This window comes from Longimicrobium sp., assembly GCA_036389795.1.
In the GTDB taxonomy this organism is placed as follows: Bacteria; Gemmatimonadota; Gemmatimonadetes; order Longimicrobiales; family Longimicrobiaceae; genus Longimicrobium.
Genome location: DASVWD010000165.1, coordinates 1 through 21,911 on the forward strand (window position 1 = coordinate 1; position 21,911 = coordinate 21,911).

The following is a 21,911-nucleotide window of genomic DNA, read 5'->3' on the forward strand; positions in this document are numbered from 1 at the left end:
CGCGTGCTGAAAGGTCGGCTGGGTGAATAGAGGTGCGAACGCCGCAAAGAGCCCCGACAACTCCGAGGTGACGAACTGCATCTGTACCTCCGGTGCTGGTGGGGGCACCGGAGGTAAAGATAAACAGAGTCAACGAATGGCTAAAGTCGAGCTCAGGGCGCATGCGCTGAAGGTCGTTTCCGCGCAAGAGGTTGTGCGCCCGAAGGATCTGCGGGCGGGGATCACGCGTCAGCCGGCCTCACGCTCGGACCCGACCCGCAGATCCTTCGTCGCCGCACGGCATCCGCTCATTCCGACGGTCCCGCGCGGCGGCTCCTCAGGATGACAGCGCCGGGAGGCGAGCTCGTAGCAGCACCCTCTGCACGCCCGACCTTCCCACGCTTGTCCGTCCCGCCCCGAGTCGGTACATTCCCCCGCTCCCAATCGTCCCAGGTCATTTCGACAGAGGCATTTCCGTGGCGCACCGCCAGCTCTTCACCTCGGAGTCGGTCACCGAGGGGCACCCCGACAAGATCGCCGACCAGATCTCCGACGCCGTCCTCGACGCCATCCTGGAGGCCGACCCCGCGGGCCGCGTGGCCTGCGAGACGCTGGTGACCACGGGCGTGGCCGTGGTGGCCGGCGAGATCAGCACCCGCACCTACGTCGACATCCCGGCCATCGTGCGGGGCACCCTCAAGGCGATCGGCTACACCGACGCGGCGTACGGGATCGACGGCCACACCTGCGCGGTGATGACCACCATCGACCAGCAGTCGCCCGACATCGCCATGGGGGTGGACACCGGCGGCGCGGGCGACCAGGGGATGATGTTCGGCTACGCGACCGACGAGAACGACGCGCTGATGCCCACCCCGATCCTGCTGGCGCACCGCCTGGCCGAGCGGCTGGCGCACGTGCGCAAGACGGGGAAGATCGAGTGGCTGCGCCCCGACGGAAAGACGCAGGTGTCGGTGGAGTACGAGGACGACCGCCCGGTGCGCATCGACACCGTGGTCGTCTCCACCCAGCACGACCCCGAGGCCACCCAGGAGCAGATCCGCGAGGAGGTGGTGGAGCACGTGCTCACGCCCGTGCTCCCGGCGGAGCTCTTCGACCGCGAGCGCTGCACCATCCACGTGAACCCCACCGGGCGCTTCGTGATCGGCGGCCCGCACGGCGACGCGGGGCTCACCGGGCGCAAGATCATCGTCGACACCTACGGCGGGATGGGCCGCCACGGCGGCGGCGCCTTCAGCGGCAAGGACCCCACCAAGGTCGACCGCTCGGCGGCGTACGCGGCGCGCTGGGCGGCCAAGCACGTGGTGGCGGCGGGGCTGGCGGGCCGCTGCGAGATCCAGCTGGCCTACGCGATCGGCGTCGCCCAGCCGGTCTCGGTGCGGGTGGACACCTTCGGCACCGCGCAGGTGGACGAGGAGAGGATCGAGCGGGCGCTGCGCGAGGTGTTCGACTTCACCCCGCGCGCCATCATCGACGCGCTGGGCCTGAGGAACCCGATCTACCGCCCCACCGCCGCCTACGGCCACTTCGGGCGCCGCTGCGAGATGGGCGGCAACGGCCAGCAGGTGAAGCTCTTCCCCTGGGAGGAGACGGCGCGGGTGGACGACCTGCGGACGGCGGCCGGGGCCTGAACGGCGGGGGACAGGGAACAGGGGACAGCCGGGCGGAGCCACGCGCCGGCGGCCGGCTCCCGCGCCGATCCCCGTGAAGTACCCTCCCGAAGTTGGGAGAGGGTGGCGACGCGGTAGCGGCGCCGGGTGAGGGCCTCCCGCGGAGATCCGGAGCCGACCGGCGTCCGTATCTCCCGGGGGCCGACCGGCGGAGCTTCGGGTCCGGCCCGAAGTATGCCGGGAAGGGGATGGTACGCTGCGGTGGGTGGCAACGGCGGAAGACCCGGCCGGGCGCCATCCACCGATTTTTCGGCCCGCGAGCGGGTGAGATGATCAAGGTACGGGTGCAGAGCCTGGGGCTCGACCAGAACACGAAGTCGCCGGTGGTGATCCTCCAGGAGGAGGAGGGCGAGCGCGTCCTCCCGATCTGGATCGGGCCGGCGGAGGCCAGCGCCATCGCCATGGAGCTGGCGGGGATGAAGTTCGCCCGCCCGCTCACGCACGACCTCTTCCCCTCCATCATCCGCGGCCTGGGCGGCATCCTCACCCGCGTGCTCATCACGCGCGTGCAGGACAACACCTACTACGCCGAGCTGGTGATCCAGCGCGGCGACGAGGTGTTCACCATCGACGCCCGGCCCTCGGACTCCATCGCCATCGCGCTGCGCACGCGCGCCGACCTGTACGCGGGCGACGACCTGCTGACGGTGGCCGCCTTCGAGATCACCTCGCCCGACCCCGACGCCCCCGAGACGGGCGGCGGCGAGGGGCCCTCGCTCGGCATGAGCGCCGAGGAGCTGAAGGAGCACCTGCGCAAGCTGAACCCCGAAGACCTGGGCCGCTTCAACCCGTGAGCCTCCGCCCGCAGGCGCGCGGGCCGACGCGCTCCGCCGCGGCCCGCCTGGCGCTCCCGCTCTTCTGCGCCCTCGCGTGCGCCGCCGCCCCGGCCGGAGCGGCGGCGCAGTCGTTCCTCCGCGGCCGGGTCACGAAGGACGGCGAGGGCGTGCCGGGCGCGCCCGTGGAGCTGCACCGGGTGACGGCCGACTCCGGCGGCGTGGTGGCCCGCGCGACGTCGGGGCCGGGCGGCGCCTTCGCGCTCCCGCTCCCCCCGGTGGACACGGCGGCCGGCTTCACCCTCCTCTTCGCCACGGCCGCCGCGGGCGGGGTGCGCTACTTCGGCCCGGCGCTGCGGCCGGGCGCGCCGCCCGCCGGCTACGAGATCGCCGTCCACGACACCACCTCGTCGCCCGCGGCCGCCGAGTCGGTGCGCGTCTCCCGCCGCGACCTCCTCCTCGCGCCCGAGGAGGGCGGGGGGTGGCAGGCCACCGAGGTGCTGCGCGTGCGCAACCTGGCCCGCCGCACGCTGCTGGCCGACCCCCGGCCGCTGGTGGGGCTCGCCCTCCCGGCCGGCGCCACGGCGTTCGAGGCGAGTCCGGAGGGCGGGGGCCCCTCCCCGGCCAACCCCGGGCTGGCGCACGTGGGCGGCCGCGTGTGGTTCACCGAGCCGCTCCGGCCGGGGGACCGGGAGCTCGCCTTCCGCTACCGCCTGCCCCCCTCCGTGCGGCGCACCGAGGTGGTGTTCGCGCAGCCCGCCGACACCTTCTTCCTCTTCATCCGCGAGCCCGGGCCGCGGGTGAAGGTCACCGGCATCCTCTCGGGCGCGCCGATGGCGGCCGAGGGCGCGCGCTTCGTCCGCTACGACGCCTACGGGGTGCGCCCCGGCACCCGCATCGGGCTGGACTGGGCGGACGGCGGCGGCGGCCCGCGCGCGGGCCGGTGGCTGGCCGCCGCGGCCCTGGCCGGCGCCGCCGCGGCCGTGGCGGCGTGGATCGCGCGGCGGCGGCGCGCGGCGGCGGGGTAGGGAGCGGCCGTGGCGCTGGTCACCACGCGGGCGCTGGTGCTGCAGGCGTTCCCGTACAGCGAGACGAGCAAGATCCTGCGCCTGTACACGTGGGACCTGGGCCTGCGCTCGGTGATCGCCAAGGGGGCGCTCCGGCCGAAGAGCCGCTACGGCGGGGTGCTGGAGCCGTTCACCGAGGGGAGCGCCACCTTCTACGCCAGGGAGGGGCGCGACCTGCACACCCTCTCGGGCTTCGACCTGATCCGCAGCCGGCAGGGGCTGGGGGCCAGCCTGGCCGCCTTCGCCGGCGCCTCGCTCCTGGCCGAGCTGGTGCTGCGCTTCTCCACCGAGGAGCCGCACCCGGCGCTCTACGAGACGCTCTCGGCCGCCTGGGACGCCATCGCGGCGGCGGACGAACGGGAGACGGCCGCCGCGGCGCTCACCGGCGCCTGGACCATCGTCTCCCTCCTCGGCTACGAGCCGCAGACGGACCACTGCATCGTCTGCGAGCGCCCGCTGGTGCCCGCCGAGCCGGTGCGCTTCGACACCGTGGCGGGAGGCGTGGCGTGCCTGCGCTGCCGCCCCGCCGGCCGGGTGGTGGACGCCGCCTCGCGCGCCGAGCTGTCGCGGATGGTGCGCGGCTTCGCCCCCGAGCGGCCGCTGGCCAACCCCGGGCTGCAGCGCGCCCTGCTGCGCGCCTTCCTGGAGACGCACCTCTCGCAGGACCGGCCCTTCCGCTCGCTCGACCTCTTCCTGGACCAGGTGGGCGGGGAGGAGGACGACGAGGAGGAGGACGAGGACGAACGCGACGCCCGGCCCTTTCCCTGGTAGGGTCTCGCCCGCCCTGGAGTGTCCCTGGAACAGGCAGCCCGGAAGAGGAGGCCGCCGCGGCCCGCGCGCGGGTGAATCCTCGGCGCGCGTGCGGTGTACTGGGCGGCCGCCGGACGTGCCCGCGGGGCCGTCCGGCGCTTGCTTGACCCGCGGGCGACGGTGCGGATAAGTTGCACACTCCAGCGCCAGTCATCCCCGAGATCCCGACATCCATGGAGGATACGCCGAGCGTTTGAACGTATGAACAGAGAGAGGTGGTGATGCTCCGCGCCCCGCCTGTTCTGCTCATCCTCCTGGTGGTCTACGGGTTTCTGTCACCTCCCGTCACACGGGCGCAGGATTCCAGCAACCAGGGTCAGCCGGTGGTCCCGTCCAGGGGGTTCCGGCTGGAGCAGAACTACCCGAACCCCGCCAATCCGGGCACGTTCATCCCGTTCTACCTGGAGGAAAGCCTGTTCGAGAATGGAGAGTCCCGGACGGTCTCCATCCGAATCGTCAACATCTTTCGTCAGCTTGTCGCGATCCCGAAGGCCGTGGGCCACCCGCGCGGCCGCAACGTGCTGGTCAACAACCTCGCCTACACCGAGCCGGGCCGGAAGCAGGCCCAGTGGGACGGCCGCGACCTGAACGGCAGGCGCGTTCCGACGGGCGTGTACTACTGCGAGCTGGTGGTGGACGGGCAGACGGACTACATCCGCATCCTGGTCACCAATCCCCGCAGGCGACCTCGGTTCCCCATCCCGTTCTTCCGGGGAGGCTAGAAGCCGGTTCGACATCGCGTCGAGCCGGCTTCTTCGTTGTGGGCGCGCGGGGTTCGCACGGGGACCCGCCGGCGCCGGGAGCGCGGCCTCCTACCCAGTCCGGCAAAAGACTTTTTCTCACGCAGAGTCAGCAGAGTCAGCGGAGAACCCCTCTGGTGGCGCTGCCGACTCCGCGGGAGGCCCGAGGTTTTCCGGATCAGGGTCCGGACCAGCCTGCTCCGGAGCGGACCGGATCCGAGGCGGCCGCCGGGCGGCTCCGCGCGAAAGGATGCGATCCCAACCTTATCCGTCACTTCCGCACACGTTTCGCTTCCCCGGGGATCGGAGCCGCTCCGCGCCCAGGCCCGCTTCGCCGGTCCACGGTCCTCCCCTAATCCGCCACCGGCCGATCCGTGCGCGCCAGGGCCGCACTCCCCGGATACCCGGGATCCTGGGACCGCGGCGCTGCCCCGCGTCACGTTCCTTTTCGGAGTGGCATGGCCGCTTTTGCGCTGAGACACATCGACTCTCTACCGGACCGGCGGGTCAGCCCCTAGTATACGCGAAGGGGTCATCCACCAGATTTTATTTTTCAAGATGGCACGTTAGGGGCTGATACGCTCCGGCATCGAGCCGTCGGGCGGCCCGTTCCGGCGTAGATCTTTTAGGGACCAAATAGTTGAACTGGCGGTCTGCCCGTGCCGCGAGCGCTTGCCCGCGGGAGACCGCACCCACACCCCGCAGACGGTGGGCGAAAGGCCTGGCCGGCCCGCCCGCCGTCCGAGTCCCGCCCGGAACCCCCCGGGCGCCTCGTCCCCCCGCACGTGGAGGTGATCCACGGCCCCAATTCCACCGGCGCGGTTCGGTCCTCGATCGGTCACCCACCACCAGGAGGAACCGGATGTCCAGGCAGCCCCTGCTTCCCGCGCTGGCCGCGCGCGGACCCACCCGACGGGCGCGGCGCTCCACCTCCACCCGGCGCCGGCCGCCGCCCTGGCTGCGGCTCGGCGCCCTCGCCGCGGGGCTCGCCGCCCTGCTCCCGGCGGCGGCCGCCGCCCAGACCTGCGCCCGCACCCTGGTCGCGGACGTCGTCGCCTTCGACCAGGTGATCTTCTACAACCGCCTGGGCGCCTTCGACCCGGCCGCCATGATCTACGCGCTCCGGCGCGACGTGGTGGCCGAGAGCTCGGCGGGGCTGGTCGCCGGCAACGTGCGGCTGCGCGACGGCAAGCGCCCCCGGCCGCTGGTGCTGCGCATGAACGTGGGCGACTGCCTGCAGGTGAAGTTCCAGAACCTGCTGGCGACCGCGCCCGTCGACGACGAGCAGCCCGTCACCCGCCACGCGGGCGTGCACGTGCTGGGGATGCAGCTGGTCAACAGCATCCGCGACGACGGCTCGTGGGTGGGAAGGAACGACAGCAGCACCGTGCTCCCGGGCGGGCGCGCCACCTACACCTTCACCGCCGAGCGCGAGGGCGCCTACCTGCTCTACAGCACCGGCGCCAACACCGGCGGCGAGGGCGACGGCGGGTCGCTGGCCCGCGGGCTCTTCGGCGTGGTGAACGTGGAGCCCCGGAATTCGGAGTGGTACCGGAGCCAGCTGACCGCGGCCGAGCTGCAGCTGGCCACGGCGAAGGACGCCAACGGCGTGGCGCTCAAGACGCCGGCCGGGCAGCCGGTGATCAACTACAACGCGACCTATCCCAGCACCATGACCGGGTGCGGGGGGTGCGCGGGGCTGCCGATCCTGAAGATCCTGAACGGGCTGGAGATCGTCCACTCGGACCTGACGGCGATCATCACCGGGCCCAACAAGGGGCCCTTCCCGGCGGGGACCTACCCGGGCGTGGCCGTCTACCCGGACCGCACCCGGCCCTTCCGCGAGTTCACCATCGTCTTCCACGACGAGATCGGGATCGTGCAGGCGTTCCCGCAGTTCGAGGACCCGAAGCTCGAGTTCACCCTGCACGGCGGCCGCGACGCCTTCGCCATCAACTACGGCACCGGCGGGATCGGCGCCGAGATCCTGGCCAACCGCTTCCGCGTGGGGCCGATGCACGCCTGCAACGACTGCAAGTTCGAGGAGTTCTTCCTCTCCTCGTGGGCGGTGGGAGATCCGGCCATGGTGGTGGACGTCCCGGCCAATCGCGACGCCAACGGCGACGGGGCGCCCGACCCGGGCCCCAAGGCCACCAGGGCGCTCTTCCCGTCGGACCCGTCGAACGTGTACCACGCGTACATGAACGACAACGTCAAGTTCAGGAACGTGCACGCGGGGCCCAAGGAGCACCACATCTTCCACCTGCACGCCCACCAGTGGATCCATACGCCCGACAGCGACAACTCGACCTACCTGGACAGCCAGGCGATCGGGCCGGGGTCGGGCTACACCTACGAGATCACCTGGGGCGGGGCGGGGAACCGCAACAAGACGCCGGGCGACGCCATCTTCCACTGCCACTTCTATCCCCACTTCGCCATGGGGATGTGGGCGCTCTTCCGCACGCACGACGTGCTGGAGACCGGCACCGTGCTGGACGCCGCCGGCAAGCCGGTGGCGGGCGCGCGGGCGCTCCCCGACGGCGAGATCGCGGCGGGGACGCCGATCCCGGCGGTGGTGCCGATCCCGGGCGAGCCGCTGGCGCCGCTGCCGAACGCGGTGGCCAACAACCCGGGGTACCCGTTCTACATCCCGGGCGTGGCGGGGCACCGGCCGCCCAAGCCGCCGCTCGACACCCGCTTCGACGGCGGGCTGCCGCGGCACGTGGTGCGCGGCGGCGTGTCGGAGTTCCCGCCGATCAACCGCCTCGACTTCAGCAAGGAGGCCGTCACCCTCAACGCGCAGGCGCTCCCCGAGGCGGGCACCGCCACCGAGCAGGCGGCGATGAACTTCCACGACCTGCTGAACGTCTCCACCTACCGGGTGGACCCGGTGACGCTGGCGGTCACCGCCAGCAGCCTGCGGATGAACGGCCGGCCCCGGGTGGCGGGCGCGCCGTACGCCGACCCGTGCGTGCGCTCCGACGGCACCCCCGACACCACGCAGATGCGGATCTACAAGGGCGCGAGCTTCCAGCTCGACACGAAGTTCAACAAGGCGGGGTGGCACTTCCCGCAGCACCGCATGTCGGCGCTGTGGGACGACGTGAACCCCACGCGGGCCGGCACGCGCGCGCCCGAGCCGATGTTCCTGCGCGTCAACTCGCGCGACTGCGTGGAGTTCCGGCTGGTGAACCTGATCCCCAAGGAATACCTGCAGGACGACTTCCAGGTGAGGACGCCCACCGACGTGATCGGGCAGCACATCCACCTGGTGAAGTTCGACGTGACCAGCTCCGACGGCGCCGCCAACGGCTTCAACTACGAGGACGGCTCGTTCAGTCCGGGGGAGACGCGCGAGCGCGTCGAGGCGATCCGGCGCTTCAACGGGTGCGTGGGCGCCCTCTCGGGCGACACCCGCGACGGCACCTTCACCTGCCCGGTGGCGAAAGCGCACCCGTTCTTCGGGGCGGGGCCCAACAACGACTGGGTGGGGGCGCAGGAGACGGTGCAGCGCTGGTACGCCGACGACGTCCCCAACAACCAGGGCGTCGACCGGACGCTGCGCACCATCTTCACCCACGACCACTTCGGCCCCTCCACGCACCAGCAGAACGGGCTGTACGCGGGGCTGGTGGCCGAGCCGAGCGGGTCGCAGTGGCGCAACCCCGAGACGGGGGTGATCATGGGGAGCCGCCACGACGGCGGGCCCACCAGCTGGCGGGCCGACATCCTGACCCCCGACGCCTCGAAGAGCTACCGCGAGTTCAACCTGCTCTTCCAGGACTTCGCGCTGGCGTACCAGGCGGGGGGCACCACCTTCCCCGACCCCGCCCGGGCCGTCAACCCGCCGGGCAAGTTCGAGGTGGGGCTGCCGTTCCTGCTCCGGCCGCCGATCGCGCGCAACCGCTGCCCGAGCCCCAACGACGACCCCTCGCTCACGCCGCCGTGCCCCGAGATCATCTCGGCCGACGACCCGGGCACCTTCACGGTGAACTACCGCAACGAGCCGGTGGCGCTCCGGGTGCGCGACCCGGCCACCAACACGCAGGCGGCGGGGACGGCGGGCGACCTGGCCTTCGCCTTCAGCTCGAACGTGACGCGGGCCGACACGCGGCTCAACACGCAGCCCACCTTCTACCCGGCGCTCACCGGGGGCGTGCAGCCGCGCGACCCGTTCACCCCGCTCATGCGCGCGTACCAGGGCGACCAGGTGCAGGTGCGCATCCTGGTGGGGGCGCACGAGGAGGGCCACAACTTCAGCATCCAGGGGGTGAAGTGGCTCTTCGAGCCGTCGTTCACCAACTCGGGGTACCGGGCCAGCCAGATGATGGGGATCAGCGAGCACTTCGAGTTCGAGCTGCCGCGGATGCCGAAGAACACCCTCGCCGCCACCGCCGACTACATGTGGCGGGCCAGCACGGCGACCGACGGGCTGTGGAACGGGGTGTGGGGGATCCTGCGCACCTACCGGGCGACGCAGGCGAACCTGCTGGCGCTCCCCAACAACCCGCGCCCCGACCTGGTGATCGCCAACATCGCCGACTTCAACGGCGTCTGCCCGCGCACCGCCCCGGTGCGCACCGCCGACGTCACCGCGGTGCGCGCGGCCGACATCCTGTCGGCGGGGACGCTGGTCTACAACGGCCGCACGGCCAACGGCGGGCCGCTGCACGACCCGGCGGCGCTCATGTACGTGCGCACGGGCGACCTGGACGCGCTGGGCAACCTCAAGTCCGGGGTGGCGATCGAGCCGCTGGCGCTGCGCTTCCGCGCCGGCGACTGCATCCAGATCACGCTGCGCAACCAGCTGCCGGCCACGGTCCCCGACTTCAACGGGTTCACCACCCTGCCGATGATCGTGGACCAGTTCAACATGAACCAGCTGCGCCCCTCGAGCCACGTGGGGCTCTCGCCGCAGCTCGCCTTCGTGGACGTCACCCGCGACGACGGGCTCAACGTGGGGCTGAACCCCACGCAGACCACGGCGCCGGGGGCGGCGCAGACGCTGCAGTGGTACGCGGGGAGCCTCAACCTCAACGCCGCGCGCGACTCGCTGTTCGCGCAGGCGGTGGAGTTCGGGGGGCTCAACCTGCACACGGCCGACCTGATCAAGCAGCCGGTGAAGGGGCTGATGGCGGCGACGATCGTGGAGCCCGCGGGCGCCACCTGGCAGTTCGACTCGGGTCCCAGGCGGTCGTCCGCCACGGTGTTCCTCACCGACGGCACCGCCTTCCGCGAGTTCGTCACCCAGTTCCAGAGCGCCGTCAACCTGCAGCTCGCCAACGGCGCGGCGATCCCCAACGTGGCCGAGGCCGAGGACCCGGAGGACTCGGGGCAGAAGGGGATCAACTACCGGACCGAGCCGATGTGGTTCCGCTTCGGCTTCGCGCCCGACGCCCCGCTCACCTTCACCCGCACGGTGAACTTCTCGCGGGCCACCGCCAACCGCCTGGTCGGCGCCGACCCGCGGACGCCGATCTTCACGGCCACCGCGGGCGAGCAGGTGCGCTTCCGCGTGCTGGGCCCGGGCGGCAACGAGCGCAACGGCGCGTTCCAGGTCCACGGGCACATCTGGCAGGAGCTGCCGTGGATCAACAACAGCCTGCGGCTGGGCTTCAACTCGCTCTCGGAGTGGAAGGGGTCGCAGGAGGGGCTGGGGCCCAGCTTTCACTTCAACGTGCTGCTGCGCAACGGGGCGGGCGGGCTCTTCCAGGTCCCGGGCGACTACCTCTTCCGCGACCAGGCGTCGTTCGGGTTCGACAACGGCCGCTGGGGGATCTTCCGGGTGCTGGCGCCGGCTCCCGCGCTCGCCCCGGCGATCGACCCGGCGGCGGGGGAGACCACCACCGAGCCGACCACGCAGGAGCCGAAGACGGACGAGCCGTGAGCCGGTGAGGCGGCGGTGACGTGCAGGTGACGGAGGGAGGCGCCGTCCGGCCAGCCAGGCCGGGCGGCGCCTCCGCCGGAGCACCCGTCCCGGCTCTCACCGAGTTCCGTATCGATCTGAATGCTGGCTCACGCAGAGACGCAGAGGCACAGAGAACTTCACGCTGTTTCTCTGCGTCTCCGTGTCTGTGCGTGAGGTCCAAAAACTTCAGGACTCACGCAGAGTCTGCGGAGTCAGCGGAGAACCCATCCGTTCACCCTGCCGACTCTGCTAACTCTGCGTGAGACAAAGTCTTTGAAATCGTCTGCCGGAAGGGGAACGCACCGCGCCGCCGGTGTATCAGACGCCTCGATTTCCCTGGATCTCCCGCGGTTTACGATGGCGCTGAACCCCACGCTCGAGAGCAAGCTGAAGCACCTCCCTACCCGCCCCGGCGTCTACCTGATGAAGGACGCCGGCGGCGAGATCCTGTACGTGGGGAAGGCCAAGTCGCTGCGCTCCCGGGTGCGCTCCTATTTCGCCAGCGGGCAGCAGCACGGGGTGCGCATCGCCGAGATGGTGCGGCGCGTGGCCGACGTGGACACCATCGTGGTCTCCAGCGAGGCCGAGGCGCTGATCCTGGAGAACAACCTGATCAAGGAGCACCGCCCGCGCTTCAACATCAACCTGCGCGACGACAAGACCTACCCGTACATCAAGGTCACCGTCCAGGAGCGCTTCCCCCGCGTCTTCGTGACCCGGCGGCTGGTGAAGGACGGGGCGCGCTACTTCGGGCCGTACACCGACGTGCGGCGGATGCGCCACGCGCTGGAGCTGGTGAAGAAGCTCTACACCGTGCGCTCGTGCCACTACGACCTGCCGCGCGAGGCCCCGGCGCGCCCCTGCCTGGACTACCACATCGGCCGCTGCCTGGCGCCGTGCGTGGCCTTCCAGCCCGAGGAGGACTACCGGGGGATGATCGACGAGATCCTGGAGGTCCTGGGCGGGCACACGCGCCTGGTGGCGGACCGGCTGAAGCGGGAGATGCGGGACGCGGCCGCGGAGATGAACTTCGAGCGCGCGGCCGAGCTGCGCGACGCCATCGCCGAGCTCGAGGCGCTGGAGCGGCGGCAGCGGGTGGTGGACGTCTCGGGCGCCGACCGCGACGTGGTGGGCTTCGCGCGCGACGGGGTGGAAGCCTGCGGCGTGGTGCTCTTGATCCGCGAGGGGAAGCTGCTGGGGCGCGAGGTCACCTTCCTGGGGAACCTGGCCGACGAGGGCGACGAGAGCGCGTTCGGCGCCTTCGCCACGCGGCACTTCACCGAGCGGGCGATCCGCGACGTGGAGTCGGTGCCGCCCGCGGTGCACTTCCCCATGGACTTCGCCGACCGCGAGGTGCTGCAGGAGGTGCTGCGCGAGCACGCGGGGCGCGCGGTGCGCCTGCACGTGCCGCAGCGCGGCGAGAAGGTGCAGCTGGTGGAGCTGGCCGCCCAGAACGCGCGCCACCTGCTGGAGGAGCGCAAGCTGGTGGAGCGCACCGCCGCCAGCCGCGCCCCCGACGCCCTCTACGAGCTGCAGGAGGTGCTGGAGCTGCCTGCGGTGCCGCGCACCATCGTCTGCTTCGACATCTCGCACACGCAGGGGAGCGAGGTGGTGGCCTCGGGGGTGTTCTTCGACAACGGCGAGCCGTTCAAGGGCGAGTACAAGCGCTTCAAGATCCGCGGGGAGTGGGGCAACGACGACTTCGCCTCGATGCACGAGGTGGTGACGCGCTACTTCTCGCGCCGCGCCGAGGAGAAGCGGTCGCTGCCGGACCTGGTGGTGATCGACGGCGGGAAGGGGCAGCTGGGGGCTGCCCGCAAGGCGCTGGAGGCGCTCGGGATGCCGCAGCAGGCGGTGATCAGCCTGGCCAAGCGCGACGAGGAGGTGTTCGTCCCGGGGCGCTCCGAGCCGGTGCGGCTGCCGCGCCGCAGCCCCGCGCTGCGCCTGCTGCAGCGCGTGCGCGACGAGGCGCACCGCTTCGCCGTCACCTACAACCGGAAGCTCCGCACCAAGCGGACGATCCGCTCCGAGCTGTCCACCATCCCCGGCGTGGGCGCGGCCCGCCAGCGCGCGCTGCTGGACCGCTTCGGGAGCATGCGCGCCGTGGCCGCCGCCAGCGAGGCGGAGATCGCCGCGCTTCCCGGCTTCGGCCCCTCGCTCGCGCGCAAGGTGAAGGAGGCGCTCGGCGCCGGCCCCGCCGCCCCGGCGGCCGCGGACGGGCAGGCGGCGTAGCCTGGCTCTTTCGCATATCCCAACGGAATAGCCTCACACGGAGTCAACGGAGAACCCCGCAGTTTCTCCGTGACTCCGTTTCCTCCGTGTGAGACATTCGGTTATGGATCTCGATCCCGAGCGATCCCTCCGCAGAATGACGTGACCGCTGGACATGCGCGGCGGATCACGTAGCTTTGGCGACTCCGTTCCCACCGCGTTCCCACCGCCACTTCCCAACTCCCCGATGAAAAACTCCGCCGTATTCGCCGCGATGGCGATCCTCGCGCTCGCACCCGTATCCGCGTGCATGTCCGATGAAGAAGCGCAGAAGAGCTGGGAGGAGAGGCACGCGGTCGATCCCAACTCGCGCTACGGGAAGGAGCTGGCCGAGGCGCAGGAGTACTGGAGGGCGGAGGACGGGGTGAAGGCCACCCTGATCGAGGGGGAGGAGGGGTACGTCGACATCCTGAAGACGCAGGACGGGCGCAACGACGGGGAGAAAGGCTACTCGTCCACGGTCCGGGAGCGGCTCTACGGCGACTTCACGGTCCTGCTCCTCGACAGCGTCCGGGTCGGCGGAGAATGGATGCACCGGGTGACGAACGGATCGGTGGTGGGGTGGGTGCCGGCGTCGAAGCTGAAGCGGTGGCCGGAGCGTCCCGCGTACCCCGATCCGCTCGCGGTGCCGATCGGGGCGGGGGTGGACTCGCTCCACCAGCTCACCGCGTCGCCGTTCTGCGAGGCGTTCAAGTGCACGCTCCTCCGGAGCCTGGAGGCCGAGGGAGGCAGCGTGCTCAACCAGATCGCCATCACCGGCGCGTGGGGGTGGGAGCTGCAGGTGGAGAGCGACGGGGCGCGCGTGTCGGGCGCGACGGTCACCATCAGCGCCCGGGCCCGGGACGCGGAGGGCCGCGTCCGCCTCCGCCTGGAGGACCGGCGCTTCGCGGACGCGGTCGTGCGCACCATCCTGGGCCGGGCCTGCCCCGCCGCGGAGCGCCTCGCCGAGGAGAGCATGAACCGCCCGCCGGCCGCCGGCGAGGAGCCGCCCTCCGCCGAGTGCGGCGAGTGGACCCTCCAGGCCGCCCAGGACACCGCGCACCACGCCACCCTCCGCATGCGGCGCCAGGGCGAATAGAAGGAAGCCGCGCCCGAGGCCGGAGATCCTGCCTCGGGCGGCGGTCCGCAGCCCCGGTCCCCCCTTGCCCGCTCTCCCTCCCGCTTGAAATCCCCCGCGTACGCTTCGTGCGTGGGCGCGTCCGCACTCAACCACCAACGCACTCACGCACTCACGCACTAACGCACTTCGGGGTTAGGGATGAACATCGCCGTTCTGATGGGGGGAACGAGCGCGGAGCGGGAGGTCTCGCTCGCGTCGGGGCTGGGGATCGTGAAGGCGCTGCGCGAGCGCGGGCACCAGGTGTGGACGGTGGACACGGCGCGCGGGTTCGTCGCCCCCGAGCGCGAGGGCGACCTCCTCCCCGAGGGCGTCCACGCCGCCCCGCCGGACGACGTGGAGGGCGCGCTGGCCCCGATCGCCCTGGCCGACGTGGAGCAGGTGCGCCAGGCCGACGTGGCGTTCCTGGCGCTGCACGGCGGGGCGGGGGAGGACGGCACCGTGCAGGCGCTCCTGGAGCTGATGGGGGTGCGCTACACGGGCACCGGGCCGCTGGGCTCGGGCGTCGCCATGGACAAGGACATCTCCAAGCGCCTGCTGCGCGACGCCCAGGTCCCCACGCTGCCGTGGCGGGTGGCGCGCGCGCCGGACTTCCGCTACGACGCCGACATCATCGAGGACCTGATCGGCTACCCCACCGTGGTCAAGCCATCGCGGCAGGGCTCCAGCGTGGGGCTCACCGTGGTCCGGGAGCCCGACGCCCTGGAGGCGGCCGTGCGCGAGGCGGCCCGGTACGACAGCGAGGTGATGATCGAGCGCTACGCCCGGGGGCGCGAGCTGACCGTGGGGATCCTGGGCGACCAGGCGCTGCCCCCGGTGGAGATCCGCCCCAAGAAGGGGCTCTACGACTACGAGTCGAAGTACACGCCGGGGATGACCGAGTACTTCTGCCCGGCGCCGCTGGACGAGGAGCTCACGGCGCAGATGCAGGCCTACGCGCTGCGCGCCTTCAAGGTGCTCAAGCTGCGCGGCTACGCCCGCGTCGACTTCATCCTGGCCAAGGAGCAGCTCTTCTGCCTGGAGGCCAACACCCTCCCCGGGATGACCGCCACCAGCCTGCTGCCGAAGGCGGCGTTAGCGGCGGGGATCGAGTACCCGGAGCTGTGCGAGCGGATCGTGCGGCTCGCCGTCGGGTAATCCTTCGCGGCCTTGCGGCCCCGTGTTAGATTGCACTGGAGGCGGCGCCGGCGTCCCGCGCCGCCTCTTCGTCGCCCTCTGCTGCAGCGGTTCATGCCCTACTACGACAGCTCCTACGGCTCGCCCTTCCGCTCCACGGTGACGAAGTGGGTGCGGTGGCTGCTGATCGCCAACACGGCCGTCTTCGGGGCCACGCTCGTGCTCACGCTCGCGCGCGTCTCCGAGGCCGTGGTGTTCGACTGGATCGGCCTGAGCCCGCTGCACGTGCTCTCCCGGCCCTGGACGCCGCTGACGTACGCGTTCGCGCACGCCGGCGTCTTCCACTGGCTGTTCAACATGATGGCGCTCTTCTTCTTCGGCCCGCGGCTGGAGGAGCGCTGGGGCGGGAGGGAGTTCATCAAGTTCTACGTGATCGCGGCCCTCGGCGGGGCGCTCTTCTCGTTCGTCAGCCCCCACGGCACCGTGGTGGGCGCGTCGGCGGCCATCAACGGCCTGCTGATGGCCTGGGCGGTGTACTGGCCCGACGACGAGATCCTGTTCTTCGGCGTCTTCCCGATCCGGATCAAGTGGCTGGTGCTGGCGATGGGGTTCTTCAGCATGTTCAGCGCGATGGGCGGCTCGCCCGACAGCGGGGTGGCGCACCTGGCCCACCTGGGCGGCTTCCTCACCGCGCTCGCCTACCTGAAGAGCCCGTGGGCGCCGCGCTCGTGGGGCGACCTGCCGGCGCGCGCCCGCAAGCCGAAGAAGCCGTCGCGGGCGCTGGTGCCTTGGGTGGGGAAGAAGGAGGAGGCCGCCGCCCGCCCGGCCCCGCCGCCCCCCGCCGCCGCGGCCGGGGCGCGCCGCTCCGCCCGCGCCGAGCGCGAGCTGCTGGACGACGTGGACCGCATCCTGGACAAGATCTCGGCCCAGGGCCTCTCCTCGCTCACCCCCGAGGAGCGCGCCCGCCTGGACGAGGTGAGCCGCCGCTACCGGACCAACTGAGCGGCCGCGGCCTCCGGGCTGGGCGAGCTCTTCGGACCTCGGGAGCGCAGAGGGGCTGGACTGCCGCCTCGCTCGCGAGGGGAATCGGCGGCCCTTGATCGGGGAGCCAGGCGATGAGCACGACGGAAGGGACCAACGCACAGGGCGCGGCATTCCTGGGCGCAGTGCTCGGGGCGGTCCTCGGCGCTCTCCTGGGCCACTGGCTGATCGGCGCGTTCGTCGGCGGGATCGGAGGGCTGTGCTGGTGGGCGGCCGGCGACCGATCCGAGGGGTCGTCCGCGCCGGAGGACGGCGGGTACGGCCCACCTGCCGGTCGTGAAGACGATGACGGCTACCCGTGCGGAGTACCGGGCTGCTCGGAGCGGCACGCCTCGGCGAGCGAGGCCAGCTCTCACGGTAGAATGTACTGGGCCTGACCTCGGGATCGCGTCGGCCCGGCCGAACGGTCGGTCCGTTCCAGCGGACCTGGCGAGACGAGAAGACCCCTCTCCCGAACCTGCGGGAGGGGGGTCTTCTCGTGCAAGCGAGCCGCCGTTCCTGGCGAAGCCTACGGCCGGCCCACCACCTCGTAGGCGCGCGCCACCCAGGCGCGCTGGTCGGCGGGGGCCAGGCGGCGGGCCAGCTCGGCGGCCAGGCGCTCCGGGTCGTTCTCCAGCGCGGGGAGGCTCCGCTCGAACTCCGCGACGCGCACGGAAAGGTCGCCGGCGAGCGGGGCCTCGGAGGTGACCACCAGCAGGCTCGAGCGCGGGCCCGCGGGCTTCCACCCGGCCGGGCGGAAGCAGGAGACCTGCCTGCCGTTGTACAGCACGTGCCGGACGCTCCCGGCCGCCTGCGGCGAGCGGTGGATCGCCGGGCGGGTGCCGCCGGAGGCCATCGCGTCCCGCGCCTCGGCCGAGGCCCCGGTGCGCGCGTCGCTCACCTGGCGCCCGCTCCCGTACACCTCGCCCTCGCGGTCGCAGGGCGGGGTGCCGCCCGCGGGGCGCCCGCCCAGGCCGGGGGTCTCCAGGTAGTGCGTGCCGGCGGGGAGCCGCGGGTCGGCGCCGGTGCCGGGGTACACCAGCCGGGCGTCGGCCGAGTCGAACACCACCATCGCCACGTACGCGGGGCGCCAGAGCTGCAGGACGCTGGTGGGGCCCGTCTGCGCGAGCCGCGGCTGCAGGCCGGTGGGGCCCCCGCCGAGGTCGCCGGGCATCCGGGGAGCCGTCACGCACCCGGACGCGAGGGGAAGGGCGAGAAGGGAGGAGAGGAGGATCGTTCTGGCTCGCATGGGGCTTCTCCGGATGGGGCTGGGACTGGAGATGGGACCGGCGACGCCCGTTCGCAATCCGGGTGCGAGGCCGTAAGTCGTTTCTTCGCAACGGAGCGGCGTCTACGATAACACCCGCCGCGCCCCCGCGGGAGGACAGGTGTTTCCCGCCGCGGGGGACGGTCGCCCGGCTGCGCCGCGGGGACGGCTCCGCCGCGGCGCCTTCCGGCGACCCGCGCGCGCGCCCATTTCCGCGGAACCGCTTGCTCCGGCCGCGCGGCGCCCCTACCATTGGCCGACGGAGATACACGCCGATTTCTTGGCACGTCCGCTTCATTTCCAGCGTCCCCCTCCTTTCACCTCCCACTCCCCCGATCTCCATGAGGATCGAGCCTCTGTTCCGTGCGCTGCGCGGCGCCGGCGGCTGGCTGGTCTCCCAGCTCCCGGAGATCGTCCTCCAGTGCATCGTGCTGGTGATCAGCATCGTGGTGGCGCTGGCGGTGGACCAGTGGACGTCGGAGCGGAGCGACCGGGAGCTGGCGCTGCAGTCGCTGGACAGCTTCGAGCTCGAGATCCGGCAGAACCAGCGGCGGCTGGAGGACTCGGGGCCGTTCCGCGCCGGCCTGCGCGAGGTGCTGGTGAGGATGGAGGAGTCGGGGCGCCTGGGCACGATGGACGAGTTCTACTCCACGGTGGGGCTGGAAGCGCTGCGCCCGCCCCACCTGCTGGACACGGCGTGGCAGGCGGCGCTCGTCACCGACGCCCTCTCGCGCATGGACTACGCGACCGTCTCGGCGCTGTCGCTCACCTACAGCCGGCAGGACCGCTACCGCAGCTTCAGCGAGGAAGGGCTCCCCGCTGCGCTGCGCCCCGGCGGCACCCCCGGGGCCGAGGCGCCGGCCGCCATCCGCAGCACCATCCTGTACCTGAGCGAGGCCATCGAGGACGAGGAGGAGCTGGTGGTGGTCTACCAGCAGGCGCTGCAGCGGATCGAGGCCGCCCGCCGCCGCCTGGGAGGGACGTGAGGCGGCGCTACTGGAGGGGGTAGCCCGCCTCGCCGGGGAGCCGGCCGTCGATGCGCACCATCCGCATCCCGGGGCGCACCGCCGCGGCCGGGACGAAGGTGATCGCGCCGGGGACGCTGGTCACCAGCTCCCGCGCCATGTCGTTGCTGTAGACGATCTGGGGCCCCGAGGTGGCCTCGGCGCGGAAGATCTTCGCGATCCAGTACTGCCGGAACTGCGCCTCGGTCATCCGGTAGATCTGGCGCAGCACCATCTCCCGCTCGGCCGCCACGGGCGCGCGCATCAGCAGCGTCACGCGCTGGCGGTCGGGCCAGAACTGCTGCTCTCCCAGGAAGATGCGCCGCAGCTGCGCCAGCGTGAGGTTCTCGACGCGGGTCTGCGGGTGGACCACGATGGCCACTGCGACCGCCGGGCCGGCGCGCCGTGCGGCCGTCTGCCCGGGCGCGGGGGCGGGCGCCGCGGCGGCCAGCAGCAGCGCGGCCAGGGCGCCGCGGAGGGCGCGGGAGGAGCGGGCCATCGCCGGGCTCACGGGTGCGGGGCGGGGGCGGGCCGCGGCGGAGCGGCTTCGGCGCCGCCCGCGCTGGGGACCACGAAGCTGGCCTGGAGCCACAGGCTGGGCGCCGCGTCCGACCCCTGCGGGCGCTCGCGCCGGTACTCGGCCTTGAGCGCGGCGTAGGGGGCGAAGTCGTAGCGCACGCCGGCGATGGCCGCGTCGTAGCGGGGGGCGAGCGGCGCCAGCAGCGAGTCGGCGGGGGAGACGCGCACGCGCTCCAGCCGGGCGTACGGCTTGAAGGCCTGGGCGCCGCCGGGGAGGCGCCACGCCGCCTGCAGGTACCAGGCGTCACCCGCCGCCCATTCGCCGCCGCGGGAGGGGCGGTGCAGGAGGCGGGTGTACTCGGCGATCAGCTCGGGGCTCTCGCGCAGCCAGGCCACGTGCGCGGTGAAGATCCGCTCGTCCACCCGCGCGGCGCTGTCGGAGGTGACCCGGTCGAAGTACGCGCCGCCGCCCGCCTGGAGCCCCGGCAGCGCGGCCGGCCGCACGTACAGCGCCGCCAGGGCGGCCCGGCTGGCGTTCGCGTCGCCACGGTTGCCGGGGCTGGCCAGCGTGGCGCCGCGGCCGTTGCCCACCCCCACGGCGTACCCGGCGCCGAGCGCCGGCCCCGGGAGGGCGCCCTCGGCCAGCACCCCCACGAAGTGCACCGGCACCAGCGCGCGCGCGGGCTGCGCCACCGCCGGCGGCCCGGCCGTGGTCTGCAGCCACACGCCGTGGTGGTAGGTGGCGTACCAGTACGAGACCGGCACGTGGTAGCGCCCCGCCGAGAGCTTGAGCCGGTCGCTGAAGTCGTAGCGCAGGATCAGGCGCTCGGCCTCGAAGTCGAAGCCGCTCGCCCGTCTCCCCGTGGTCGTGAACTCGCCGAAGAAGGCGAGCCGGTCCGTGAGCACGGCGCTCAGGTGCCCCACCATCTGCCCCAGCAGGAAGCCATCGGGCTCGTCCTCGCGCCCGGAAGCCGCGTACTCGACGTCGCCGAACGCCATGACTCGCACCAGCGGCGACTGCGGCCGGGCGGCGGGGGCGAGGCAGAGCGTGAGCAGGAGGGCGAGCGGGCGGGCGCGCATGCAGCGCTTTCGGAGCGGGTGCGAAGGGACGCGCATTAACCAGAGGGAGAATCTTAACGCCTGTGTCCGTGCTTCCCAAGACAAACCTTCACCCGTCTTCCGCCGCTCCGCTCCCGGTCCGCCGCGGGGCGAACGCGGCGGCGGCGAGCACGAGCATCAGCCCCAGGCCAAGGAACGCCTGCGGCACGGGGACGGCGATGACGGCGAGGAGCCCGTACGCGACGCCGAGCAGGTCGGCGGCCCGGAGGACGGCGCGCGCGGAACGATGGTCCGCCGCCGGCGCCGCCAGGTTCAGCATCCCCAGGAACACCAGCGCGAGCCCCGCCCCCGCGAACCAGACGGCGTCGGGCGTGAGCGCGTCGTGCTCCACGGCGGTGTAGAGCACGTGCACGCCGCCGAGGGCGACCAGGAGCCAGGCGCAGACGCGCCGGATCGCTCGCATCATACGAGGCTCAGATCCGCACGGAGAGCGAGGTGACGACCGCGGTGCTGGTCTTCGAGAGGCCGGTGCCGCTGTCGCGGTCGGGGAAGATCTCCTCCTCGGCCCCGAAGAAGGTGCGCGCCTCGGTGCGCCAGAGCGCCGGCCCGCGCGCCACGTCCACCCCCAGCGAGGCGCCCCAGGTCCGCAGCCCGGGGATGATCACCCCGCCCTGGTCGTCGAAGCGCTCCACCCGGCCGTTGATCCCCAGCGTGGGCGCCACCCACCAGCGGCCCACCAGCGACCCCGCGTACCAGGTGTCGCCGTCCTGCGTCCCCACGTCGAATGTGCCGATCAGCAGCGACTGCGCGGTCGGCGTCACGCGCGCCACGAAGTCGTGGAAGACGCGCACGCCCTGGCCGCCCGCCGTGGCGTGCGGCTCGCGGCCGATGAAGTTCGAGTACGACAGCGTGAGCGCGGAAGCCGGCGTCCAGTCGAGCCGCACGCCCACCGCCTTGTCCTCGTTGTTCTCGGCGACGTTCTGCCACCCGTTCACCACGTTCAGCTGCGCGGTGAGCGCCGGCGTGGCGTTCCAGGTGGCGCGCACGCCCACCTCGTAGTACGAGGCGAACTCGCTGGCCAGCGAGCGCGTGTAGTTCGGGTTGTCGATGGAGATCCAGCTCTCGCTGCCCAGGTGCGAGAGCATGATCCCGCCGTCGATCCACAGGCCCTGCGCCAGCGAGACGCCGACGAAGGCCTCCTGCAGGTGCGGGAGGAAGTTCGTCTGCCCGCCCAGCTCGTCGGGCTCGGCCGCGTAGTTGACCTGCACCGAGGTCCCCGCCTGCAGCGCCAGCCGCCCCCGCACGCGCGACGACGCGTAGCGCGCCTCCACGTGCGCCAGGTTGAGGTTGAACTCGTCGTGCCGCGCCGCCTGCGTGGTGAACGCGCGGTCGTGCGACTCCGGCCGCCCGAAGTCGTAGGCGTAGTACGCGTCCACGAACGCGCCGAACGTCACCGTGCCCGCGCTGTCGGCCGGCGCCTGCGCGGGAAGCGACGCGGGGAGCATGGCGGCGGCCGCGCCCGCGAGGAGCATTCGTCTCATGTCTGTCGATCGGGGGACGAGGAGAG

Annotated in this window: 16 protein-coding genes; 11 read left to right on the top strand and 5 right to left on the bottom strand. The window is 72.3% G+C overall.

Annotated elements, in window-relative coordinates:
• Window positions 1–455: 455 nt before the first annotated feature.
• The 10 genes from metK to VF746_22065 all read left to right on the top strand — a co-directional run bounded on the left by metK (window position 456) and on the right by VF746_22065 (window position 16,477).
• On the top strand, window positions 456–1,631 hold the full coding sequence (gene metK, locus VF746_22020; protein HEX8695105.1) for a methionine adenosyltransferase: 1,176 nt from the start codon (window positions 456–458) through the stop codon (window positions 1,629–1,631).
• A gap of 308 nt (window positions 1,632–1,939) precedes the next feature.
• Window positions 1,940–2,464 (top strand): bifunctional nuclease family protein, encoded by a 525-nt coding sequence (locus VF746_22025; protein HEX8695106.1) that lies wholly within the window; start codon window positions 1,940–1,942, stop codon window positions 2,462–2,464.
• Window positions 2,461–3,471, top strand: coding sequence for a hypothetical protein (locus VF746_22030; GenBank protein HEX8695107.1), 1,011 nt, complete (start codon window positions 2,461–2,463; stop codon window positions 3,469–3,471). The genes VF746_22025 and VF746_22030 overlap by 4 nt, the downstream gene beginning before the upstream one ends.
• A gap of 9 nt (window positions 3,472–3,480) precedes the next feature.
• Window positions 3,481–4,281, top strand: coding sequence for a DNA repair protein RecO (gene recO, locus VF746_22035; GenBank protein HEX8695108.1), 801 nt, complete (start codon window positions 3,481–3,483; stop codon window positions 4,279–4,281).
• A 254-nt stretch (window positions 4,282–4,535) separates the two neighbouring features.
• Window positions 4,536–5,042, top strand: a complete 507-nt coding sequence (locus VF746_22040; protein ID HEX8695109.1) for a hypothetical protein — start codon at window positions 4,536–4,538, stop codon at window positions 5,040–5,042.
• Window positions 5,043–5,922: 880 nt separating this feature from the next.
• Window positions 5,923–10,950, top strand: a complete 5,028-nt coding sequence (locus VF746_22045; GenBank protein ID HEX8695110.1) for a hypothetical protein — start codon at window positions 5,923–5,925, stop codon at window positions 10,948–10,950.
• A 378-nt stretch (window positions 10,951–11,328) separates the two neighbouring features.
• Window positions 11,329–13,203, top strand: a complete 1,875-nt coding sequence (uvrC, locus tag VF746_22050; GenBank protein ID HEX8695111.1) for an excinuclease ABC subunit UvrC — start codon at window positions 11,329–11,331, stop codon at window positions 13,201–13,203.
• A 289-nt stretch (window positions 13,204–13,492) separates the two neighbouring features.
• Window positions 13,493–14,320: a hypothetical protein gene (locus tag VF746_22055; GenBank protein ID HEX8695112.1), complete on the top strand. Its 828-nt coding sequence runs from the start codon at window positions 13,493–13,495 to the stop codon at window positions 14,318–14,320.
• A 180-nt stretch (window positions 14,321–14,500) separates the two neighbouring features.
• Entirely contained in the window at window positions 14,501–15,496 is a 996-nt protein-coding gene (locus VF746_22060; GenBank protein ID HEX8695113.1) for a D-alanine--D-alanine ligase, read from the top strand.
• A 93-nt stretch (window positions 15,497–15,589) separates the two neighbouring features.
• Window positions 15,590–16,477: a rhomboid family intramembrane serine protease gene (locus VF746_22065; GenBank protein HEX8695114.1), complete on the top strand. Its 888-nt coding sequence runs from the start codon at window positions 15,590–15,592 to the stop codon at window positions 16,475–16,477.
• Window positions 16,478–17,024: 547 nt separating this feature from the next.
• Here the strand turns inward: VF746_22065 and VF746_22070 are convergent.
• A complete protein-coding gene (locus VF746_22070) occupies window positions 17,025–17,744 on the bottom strand; it encodes a hypothetical protein (protein HEX8695115.1) in 720 nt (239 codons plus the stop codon).
• A 359-nt stretch (window positions 17,745–18,103) separates the two neighbouring features.
• Here VF746_22070 and VF746_22075 point away from each other — a divergent pair, with 359 nt between their 5' ends.
• Window positions 18,104–18,748, top strand: coding sequence for a hypothetical protein (locus VF746_22075; protein ID HEX8695116.1), 645 nt, complete (start codon window positions 18,104–18,106; stop codon window positions 18,746–18,748).
• A gap of 7 nt (window positions 18,749–18,755) precedes the next feature.
• Here VF746_22075 and VF746_22080 read toward each other — a convergent pair whose 3' ends face one another.
• From VF746_22080 to VF746_22095, 4 genes are all read right to left on the bottom strand, one after another.
• Complete coding sequence (locus VF746_22080; GenBank protein HEX8695117.1) at window positions 18,756–19,265, bottom strand: hypothetical protein; 510 nt, start codon at window positions 19,263–19,265, stop codon at window positions 18,756–18,758.
• An 8-nt stretch (window positions 19,266–19,273) separates the two neighbouring features.
• A complete protein-coding gene (locus VF746_22085) occupies window positions 19,274–20,365 on the bottom strand; it encodes a hypothetical protein (protein HEX8695118.1) in 1,092 nt (363 codons plus the stop codon).
• 88 nt (window positions 20,366–20,453) lie between these two features.
• Window positions 20,454–20,810 carry a hypothetical protein gene (locus VF746_22090; GenBank protein ID HEX8695119.1) on the bottom strand — a complete coding sequence of 119 codons (357 nt, stop codon included), beginning with the start codon at window positions 20,808–20,810 and terminating at the stop codon, window positions 20,454–20,456.
• A gap of 7 nt (window positions 20,811–20,817) precedes the next feature.
• Window positions 20,818–21,885 (bottom strand): outer membrane beta-barrel protein, encoded by a 1,068-nt coding sequence (locus tag VF746_22095; GenBank protein ID HEX8695120.1) that lies wholly within the window; start codon window positions 21,883–21,885, stop codon window positions 20,818–20,820.
• Window positions 21,886–21,911: the final 26 nt, after the last annotated feature.